This window comes from Cupriavidus sp. CuC1 (assembly GCF_044627735.1).
GTDB classification, from domain to species: domain Bacteria; phylum Pseudomonadota; class Gammaproteobacteria; order Burkholderiales; family Burkholderiaceae; genus Cupriavidus; species Cupriavidus ulmosensis.
Genome location: NZ_JBIUHC010000068.1, coordinates 46127 through 54367 on the forward strand (window position 1 = coordinate 46127; position 8241 = coordinate 54367).

An 8241-nucleotide genomic window follows, 5' to 3' on the forward strand; every position below is an offset into this window, starting at 1 on the left:
GTACAAAAATGAACTAGAGGAGAAGAGCCAATGAGATCATTCAGCAAACTGAGCAAACTTAATCATGCACTCATCGCTGCGGGCGCAATCTGCGCCGGCAGCGCACACGGACAGAGCAGTGTGACGCTGTATGGCGTGGCGGATATGAACGTTGAGTTCGCCAACCATGTCGGCGCCGTTCCCAGCGCAGCCAACAAGTTCAATGCGGGCCCATCCAACAATGTCTACCGCATGAACTCCGGCGGCCTGTCCGGCTCGCGTTGGGGCTTGCGCGGCGCGGAAGATCTAGGCAACGGCCTGAAATCCGTTTTTGTACTGGAAAGCGGCTTTAACCTGGATACCGGCACGTCGCAGCAAGGCGGCCGCCTGTTCGGTCGCCAGGCCTACGTGGGCATCCAAAGCACGCAGTTTGGCCAGGTGACTTTCGGCCGTCAGTACACTTCGATGTTCGAGAGCATCGCGAACTTCGTGCCGGCCTCCTTTGCCACGCAATATGAACCGATCGTGATGCTGACCGGCGCGAACTTCCGCGAGGACAACACCATCAAATACTCCGGCCAGTTCGGGCCGGTGTCCGCACTGGCGCACTGGTCCTTCGGTACCGGCCTGGCGTTGCCGACGACGGTGGCCAACGGCCCGTTGCTCGGTGGCAACGGCGAAGTACCGGGCCAGTTCCGCCGCGACACCGCCTATGGCGCGGCTCTGACCTACATTTCCGGCCCTGTCGGTGTGGCCGTTGCTTACGACCAGTTCAACCCGACCATTTCCAACCCGTTATCTGCTGCTGCCCTCGGCAGCGGCAGCTTCAAGAAGGCGACGGTCGCGGCAAGCTATGCGTTCGGCCCGGCAAAGATCATGGGCGGCTATCGCTGGGGCCAGAACAAGGACCAGAATGGCAGCCTGATCGAGCGCGACGACTTCTACTGGATCGGTGCCAACTACCAGGTGACGCCGGCGCTCGGCCTGACGCTTGAGTACAACTACGACAACGTCAAGAGCTTCTTCGCCAGCAAGTCGGTGCCGAACCCATGGCAAGTTGCGTTTATCGCGGACTACACGCTTTCCAAGCGGACTGATGTCTACCTGACCACGGCATATTCAAAGAATGCGGGTCTGGGACTGGATTCTGCGATGATCGGCTACGCGAACAGCCTTTCCCTTGGCAATAGCTACACGCTAGCCAGCGGCCAAAGCAATATGCTCGGTGTCGCCGCAGGTATTCGCCACAAGTTCTAAAGACAGTCCAACGGTATGTGACAAAGGCTTTCTTGCGCAGTGGTGCAGGCAGTCTTGTGGAATGCTCGCGTGCATGCATCATATGCTCGTTGTGCTGCCTCGGCGGCCTGCAACGCAAAGGCCCCGCCACCTTGGTGACGGGGCCTTTTTTCCCCTTGTTGATCGTCAAACTGCGGGATGCAGCCTCGCGCAGGCCGATGGTCGAGTTCGACCCAAAGGAGTTCAGTCATGATTGCAATATATTGTCACTACCTGCCACAAGGCATCGGCACGGCATGCCCGATGGCGGTTTAGATTCGAAGCGCCAGCTTCTTGCACAGGACCACACCGTTTCGTTCCAGAATCCGCTGGAACAAGCGCCCGCGAAACGAAACCGGTTCGCCGAGGAAGACGCAGTCGTGTTGAATGCCGAGCACGAAGCTGAAGATCTCGAAGGTCAACTGCTCGATATCGACGGTATCCGGGATCTGCCGGGTCGCCACCGAATCCCTGAGTTGCTCGGCCAAATAGGCCCGCCAGTTTGTCGTGACGCGGTGCACGGCCTGTCGGATGGGATCGGCGCCATATGTCGCACATTCGGTGGCGCCGCTCAGGATCAGGCAACCGCCGCGTTGCGCCACATGGTCACGAATCCAGAACTCGAGAATCCGCACCAGTCGCGCAAGTCCGATCGGTACTCCCAGCACGCTCGCCGCGGCATCGGATCGTAAACCGTCGAAGTATGCGAGCAACACCTCTTCGATCAGATGCGACCGGGAGTCGAAGCGTAGATAGAACGAACTCCGCGAGAGTCCCAGCTTGCCGGTGATCTCTCCGACGGTAATCGCCCGGATGCCGCGGCTACGCATCGTTGTCGTCGCCACGCGCATGAAGTTCTCTCTGGCAGAGCGCATCAGTCCTTTCTGCGATCGCGGATGATCCAGGCGCATTTTGATGCGCAAAGCGAACGCCACTCAGTCAAGGGACGCACCGGACTCCTTCACGACTGATTGCCATATCGGCAGCTGTTTCTGATACATGGCGGTAAATTCCGCCGGACCTGCGTAGTTGGCGACAAAGCCGAGATCGCCGATTCGCTTCCTGACGTCGGGGAGATTCGTTGCCAGCTTGACCTCGTCCGCCACGCGTTGAATCACCTGCTTGGGCGTGCCGGCAGGTGCGGCAATGGCGGACCAGCCCACGGTCTTGAATACATCGCTGTCGAAGCCTTGCTCCCCGAGAGTGGGCACATTGGGCAAGGTCGGCAGGCGGGACGTGCCGGTGACGCCGATGGCTTTCAGCTTTCCGCTCGGCAGGAACATGTTCGCTTGCAATCCCGTCGCGAAGGCAAGTTGAACGTTGCCGGCGATCAGGTCCTGCACCATTGGTACCTCGCCGCGATAGGAGACGTGCGTCATTTGCGCGCCGGTGACTTCATTGAGCTTGTTGGCGCTCAGATGGCCGACGGTTCCGACGCCCCAGGAGCCGTAGGAGAGCTTTCCCTGGTTGGCCTTCAGGTAGGCGCGGAGTTCCTTGGCGTCCTCGGCCGGGACCTTTTCGCCTACCAGCAGTACCAGCGGCGAGTCCGCAATCTTGGCCACAAGCGTGAAGTCCCGATTCGGGTTATAGGGCAGCTTCTTGTAGAGGAACTGATTGACCAGCAACTGGGAGCTTTGGGAGATGGACAGCGTATAGCCATCGGGGGCCGCCTTTGCCACGTTGTCCACGCCGATAATGCCGCCGGCGCCGGTTCGGTTGTCCACCACGACCGCCTGGCCCATATGGGAGGACATGCGCTCCGCCAACACTCTTGCCGTCGTATCGAGCGCGCCCCCCGCGGAGAACGGGACGACCAGGCGGATCGGCTTGGTGGGGTAGTTCTGGTCAGCGGCCAGCAGGGGATGCGAAAGGAGTCCGAGAACCGCGACGCCCAGTCCGTTGATACACGTTTTCCTGGTCACTGCATGTCTCCATGATTGCTTTATGTAATGCGAGGCGAGCGAACGCACTTAGCTAAGCGTGACTTGCCGCGCGTCCGTCGCCACCGCGGCCAGCTTCTTGATTTCGCCCTTGAGCAGTTTTCCCGTCGGCGCGGCCGGTAGCGGGCGCATGACGCGGATTTCCGCCGGCACCTTGTACGGCGACAGGCGGGCACGCAGAAAGCTCATCAACGCATCGCGGCTGACGGGCATGTCGGAAGCCAGCTCGATGAACGCGACGACTTCCTCGTTGCCTTCGACCTGCCGGCCGACAACCGCCGACTGGACAATGGACGGATGGCTGTTCAGGACTTGTTCGACTTCCACCGGATAGACGTTGAAGCCCGAGCGGATAATCAACTCCTTGGTCCTGCCGACGATGAACAGCGCGCCATCATCGGCCAGGCGCGCCATGTCGCCTGTGTTGAACCAGCCTTGCGCATTGACAGCGGCGCGCGTCAGATCCGGCGCCTTGTAGTAGCCCTTCATGAGGTTGGGGCCGCGGACCCATAGCTCGCCCGTTTCGCGTGGCTGGACGTCATTGCCAAGGTTATCCACGATGCGAATCTCCAGTCCGGGAATCGGCATGCCCGCAGCGCAGTCAGTGCGCGGCGCGTCCAGCGGGGTCTGCGCGACGGTCGGCGACAACTCCGTCAAGCCATAGCCGTTCTGCAGCGGTATGCCCAAAGCGGATTCCACGGCGTGTTTGAGGTCCGGCATTAACGGCGAGCCGGAAGCGCCAATGACCCTGAGCCGATGCCCGGCGAGCGACGCGCCTGTCTTCGCGCACCAGTCCAACAGGCGCGCGAACATGGCAGGCACCCCAAGAAAGACTGTGACGCCCTTCGCGCAGATCGCGGTGTGGAGAACCTCTGGCGAGAATCGTTCTTCCAGCAACAGCGTGCATCCGCACGACACCGATCCCAGCAGCTGCGAAGAGAGTCCCACCACGTGAGCCATCGGCAGGATGCCGTAGACGACGTCCTGGGGACTCAGGCGACGAAGCGTCGTCGCAAGTGACGCCATGTAGAGGAAGTTCGCATGCGTGAGCATGACGCCCTTCGGGCTGCCTGACGTTCCCGATGTGTAGATCATCGCCGCCACTTGCTGTCGGGGATCGCTGCTTACCGGTTCGACAGTTGCCGTCGGGTTCAGCGGGCCAACCGCGAGTTCCCCAAGGTAGGGGAACGTCTCCATGGTCGCCTGTACACGCTGGCCATGGTCCAGCGCTTCGCGCGAGACATTTGCGGCGTAGAACGCTCTGCGCGCATCCGAATGTTCCAGGAAGTTGTCGATCTCCCTGGGTGACAGGCGAGGATTGACGACGACCGCCCATGCATCGCAGGCGCTGCAGGCGAGCACCATCACCGCCAGCGCGACGCAATTCTCGGCAACCAGCATGACGCGATCTCCGGGGCGTACACCGAGGTTTCGCAGACGTTCCGCAACCGCGTCGATCGCCTGGGACAGTTCCGCATAGGTCAGCCTGATCCGGCTGTCCTGAAGTGCCAGGGCTTCCGACTGGGCATGCACCCACGGGCTGATGACCTCGTGGATCCGGTTCATCGTGCTGGAAGGTTGCGCGTGCTGTTTCGTCACATCCGGCTCCTTTGTCTCCTGAATTATGTGCTGCTATGCGGTCCATATTACTGCGTATCGGTTCTCAAATACAAGACGACCAGGCGACGTAGATCTAAAATTTCCGCAAAATGACGTTGACGATGACCATCTGCCGGACCATACTAAACCGCAATGCAGTACAGTGTTCCGCAAAATCAATAGGAGACTAGCATGTCGGAAAAGAAGGCGGTACTCGTGATCGGTGCCGGGGATGCCACCGGCGGCGCCATTGCGCGGCGGTTTGCGCGGGAGGGCTATATTGCGTGCATGACGCGCCGCAATGCGGAAAAGCTCGCCCCGCTGGTTGCGCAGATCGAGAGCGAAGGCGGTGCCGCGCACGCGTTTTCCTCGGATGCCCGCAAGGAGGAGGAAATGGTGGCGTTGATCCAGGAGATCGAAACCAAGATTGCGCCGATCGAGGTCGCCGTCTTCAATATCGGCGCCAACGTGCGCTTCGATATCCTCGAAACAACGTCACGCGTGTACTTCAAGGTCTGGGAGATGGCCTGCTTCGCCGGTTTCCTGATGGGGCGTGAAACGGCCCGGGTCATGGTGCCGCGCGAACGCGGGTCGATCTTCTTTACCGGGGCGACGGCCAGCTTGCGTGGCCGTGCCGGCTACGCGGCATTCTCCGGCGCCAAGCACGGCCTGCGCGCGCTGGCCCAGGCCATGGCAAAGGAACTCGCACCGAAAGGCATTCATGTGGCGCACCCGGTGATCGACGGGGCCATCGATACGGAATTTATCCGGGAGACGTTCCCGGAGCGCTATGCACTGAAGGAGCGCGACGGCATTCTCAACCCCGAGCACATTGCGGACATGTACTGGATGTTGCACCAGCAACCGAGGGATGCGTGGACGCACGAACTCGACCTGCGTCCGTGGATCGAGGCCTGGTAAACCCACCATGGAGCTGACCTATAGCAAGCAGGATCGGGCATACCGCGCGGAGGTCCAGGCGTTTCTGCGCGCGAATCTGCCGGATGACATCAGGCGGAAGGTAGTCGAGAACCGGCCGCTGACAAAGGACGACATTGTGCGCTGGACGAAGATCCTGGCAGCACAGGGCTGGAGTACGCCGAACTGGCCGGTCGAGTACGGCGGAACGGGATGGACGCCGGTGCAGAGCTATATCTTCGCCGAGGCATGCGCGCTCGCCGGAGCGCCCGAACCGATTGCGTTTGGCGTTCGCATGGTGGCGCCCGTGCTGCTCGCGTTTGGCACAGCCGAGCAGAAGGCACGCTATCTGCCGCGTATCCGAAGCGGCGACGACTGGTGGTGCCAGGGCTATTCGGAGCCGGGTGCGGGCTCGGATCTGGCGAGCCTGTCGACGAGCGCGCGGCTCGATGGCGACACGTTTGTCGTCAACGGCCAGAAGATATGGACAACATACGCGCAGCATGCGGACATGATGTTTTGTCTGGTCAGGACCGATTCCGATGCGAAGAAGCAGCAAGGCATTTCCTTCCTGCTGATCGACATGCGCTCGCCAGGCATTACCGTGCGACCGATTATCACGCTCGACGGAAAGCACGAAGTCAACGAAGTCTTCTTCGATGGGGTGCGTGTTCCGGCTTCGAATCTGGTAGGGGAGTTGCATCGCGGGTGGGATTGTGCCAAATACCTGCTCAGGCATGAGCGATTCAGCACGGGGATGATCGGGCAAATCCGGCGCAATCTCCGGCGACTGGTCGAATGCGCATCGACGCGCACCGGCCCCGATGGTTTGCTCGGCGATGATCTGAGCTTCTGCGAGCGGGTGGCACGTATCACGATCGAGGTGGACGCGCTCGAATACACGCTGCTTCGTGCGCTCTCCGAAGCCGATGCGGGCGGGGATGTGGGCACGAAAGCGTCGCTCTACCGGATTCGCAGTTGCCAGCTTGCGCAACAGGTATCGGAGCTCTATCTCGATGTATTGGGCTTTGACGCGCTGCCCTATCCTCGCGGGGCACGTGAGCTCGACTGGTCGGGCGGCGGATGGCTGCCCGATGACGCGCCGGCCCAGACCGCGAACTATCTCAACCTGCGCAAGCTCACGATCTATGGCGGTTCCGAGGAGATTCAGAAGAACATCCTCGCCAAGCTCGAATTGAATCTGTAAGGCGTCAATATGAACTTCGACCTGACTGAAGACCAGCGACTGGTGATTGACGCCGTTTCGCGATATCTGACCCGCGAATATAGCCTCGCGGAACGGGCGGCGGCAACCTCGGGGAATTCCAGGCATTGGCAAGCGCTTGCCGAGCAGGGCATGTTTGCATTGCCATTCGAGGAGCGATACGGCGGCGGGGGCGGTGGCTGGAATGACGTCGCCTTGGTGATGCAAGAGTTCGGCAAGGCGCTTCTCAATGAACCCTATCTGGCTTCGATCGTGTTTCCCGGCGCGCTGATCCAGGCCGGCGCAAGCGAGCTGCAGAAGCAGGAAATTCTCCCGCGAATCATTGATGGCTCGGTGCGCTTTGCGGTGGCCTATGAGGAGGTCAGCTCCGCCTACGACCCGACCAGGATCGATACCACTTTTTCCGAGGCGGAGGGCGAGGGCGGATACGTGCTCAACGGCCGCAAGAAGGGCATTCTGGCGGGCAATTTCGATGTATTGATCGTGCTGGCGCGGCGGGGTGACGACTTCCGGCTGTTCATGGTGCCGACCGGCTCGCCGGGAGTCGGACTGGTGACCCATCCGTCGGTGGATGGCGCGGCGGTTTCGGAGGCGACTTTCAGCAACGTCAGGGTGCCTGCCGGCGCGTTGCTGGGCGATGGCCGCGAGACGCTGAGGCATCTCGAACTGGCGCTGGACATTGCTCGCATTGGCCTGTGCGCCGAGGCCGTTGGCATTATGGAATCGATGATCCGGGACACCGCGGAATACGCGCGCACCCGAAAGCAGTTCGGCGTTCCCATCGGCAGCTTCCAGGCCCTGCAGCACAAGCTCGTCGACATGTTCGTGCATGCCGAGCAGGCGAAGTCTTCCGTCTGGCGCGCACTGGCGTTTGTCGACGACGAGGCCGGGCGCGCGCAGGCTTGCGCGTCGGCGAAAGCGCTTGTCGGTATCGGCGCACGATTCGTCGGACAGCAGGCCATCCAGATTCACGGCGGGATGGGCATGACGGAAGAAATGGGAATCTCGCATTTCTTCCGGCGGCTGACGGCCATCGAGCAGACCCTTGGCAACGCTGCCTACCATCTGCGGCGCGTCGCGAGACAGGTGTCGCGTGAACCGGCTCTGAGCTGAGGCGCCGAGAGGTATTGCGCGCCGACCCCGTCGGGGTCGGCGCGCACATCATTTCCGAATGTTATCTGGCCAGAACGCAATACTGTTCACTTCACAACCACTTTGGGGACGATTTGCTGATTCAGCGGCTCGGATCGCCGCCGGATTCGGAAATTCGACATCTTTCGTTTCACGCCGCGGGGATTGCGCTTG

General features: G+C 61.1%; 7 protein-coding genes. 4 read left to right on the forward strand and 3 right to left on the reverse strand.

The window, feature by feature from the left end; all coding sequences use genetic code 11:
• Nucleotides 1-30 precede the first annotated feature (30 nt).
• Entirely contained in the window at nt 31-1236 is a 1206-nt protein-coding gene (locus ACGLHR_RS26790) for a porin (RefSeq protein WP_400097157.1), read from the forward strand.
• Nucleotides 1237-1526: 290 nt separating this feature from the next.
• Here ACGLHR_RS26790 and ACGLHR_RS26795 read toward each other — a convergent pair whose 3' ends face one another.
• The 3 genes from ACGLHR_RS26795 to ACGLHR_RS26805 are packed head-to-tail and all read right to left on the reverse strand — an operon-like array spanning nt 1527 to nt 4793.
• Entirely contained in the window at nt 1527-2177 is a 651-nt protein-coding gene (locus ACGLHR_RS26795) for a TetR/AcrR family transcriptional regulator (RefSeq protein ID WP_400097159.1), read from the reverse strand.
• 12 nt (nt 2178-2189) lie between these two features.
• Nucleotides 2190-3176 (reverse strand): Bug family tripartite tricarboxylate transporter substrate binding protein, encoded by a 987-nt coding sequence (locus tag ACGLHR_RS26800; protein ID WP_400097161.1) that lies wholly within the window; start codon nt 3174-3176, stop codon nt 2190-2192.
• Between the two features lie 48 nt (nt 3177-3224).
• On the reverse strand, nt 3225-4793 hold the full coding sequence (locus tag ACGLHR_RS26805; RefSeq protein ID WP_400097163.1) for a class I adenylate-forming enzyme family protein: 1569 nt from the start codon (nt 4791-4793) through the stop codon (nt 3225-3227).
• Between the two features lie 192 nt (nt 4794-4985).
• Between ACGLHR_RS26805 and ACGLHR_RS26810 the strand changes: the two genes are divergently transcribed.
• Genes ACGLHR_RS26810 through ACGLHR_RS26820 form a run of 3 tightly spaced genes read left to right on the forward strand, consistent with a single transcriptional unit; the run spans nt 4986 to nt 8049 of the window.
• Nucleotides 4986-5714: an SDR family oxidoreductase gene (locus ACGLHR_RS26810; protein WP_267602711.1), complete on the forward strand. Its 729-nt coding sequence runs from the start codon at nt 4986-4988 to the stop codon at nt 5712-5714.
• Nucleotides 5715-5721: 7 nt separating this feature from the next.
• On the forward strand, nt 5722-6918 hold the full coding sequence (locus tag ACGLHR_RS26815) for an acyl-CoA dehydrogenase family protein (protein ID WP_400097165.1): 1197 nt from the start codon (nt 5722-5724) through the stop codon (nt 6916-6918).
• Between the two features lie 9 nt (nt 6919-6927).
• The gene (locus ACGLHR_RS26820) at nt 6928-8049 is read left to right on the forward strand and encodes an acyl-CoA dehydrogenase family protein (protein WP_400097167.1); all 1122 of its coding nucleotides are present in this window, start codon (nt 6928-6930) and stop codon (nt 8047-8049) included.
• Nucleotides 8050-8241 lie beyond the last annotated feature (192 nt).

What these genes read in the sequence shown, in the direction of transcription:
- ACGLHR_RS26790 (WP_400097157.1), top strand. Translation starts at nt 31, where the DNA reads ATGAGATCATTCAGCAAACTGAGCAAACTTAATCATGCACTCATCGCT.
- ACGLHR_RS26810 (WP_267602711.1), top strand. Translation starts at nt 4,986, where the DNA reads ATGTCGGAAAAGAAGGCGGTACTCGTGATCGGTGCCGGGGATGCCACC.
- ACGLHR_RS26815 (WP_400097165.1), top strand. Translation starts at nt 5,722, where the DNA reads ATGGAGCTGACCTATAGCAAGCAGGATCGGGCATACCGCGCGGAGGTC.
- ACGLHR_RS26820 (WP_400097167.1), top strand. Translation starts at nt 6,928, where the DNA reads ATGAACTTCGACCTGACTGAAGACCAGCGACTGGTGATTGACGCCGTT.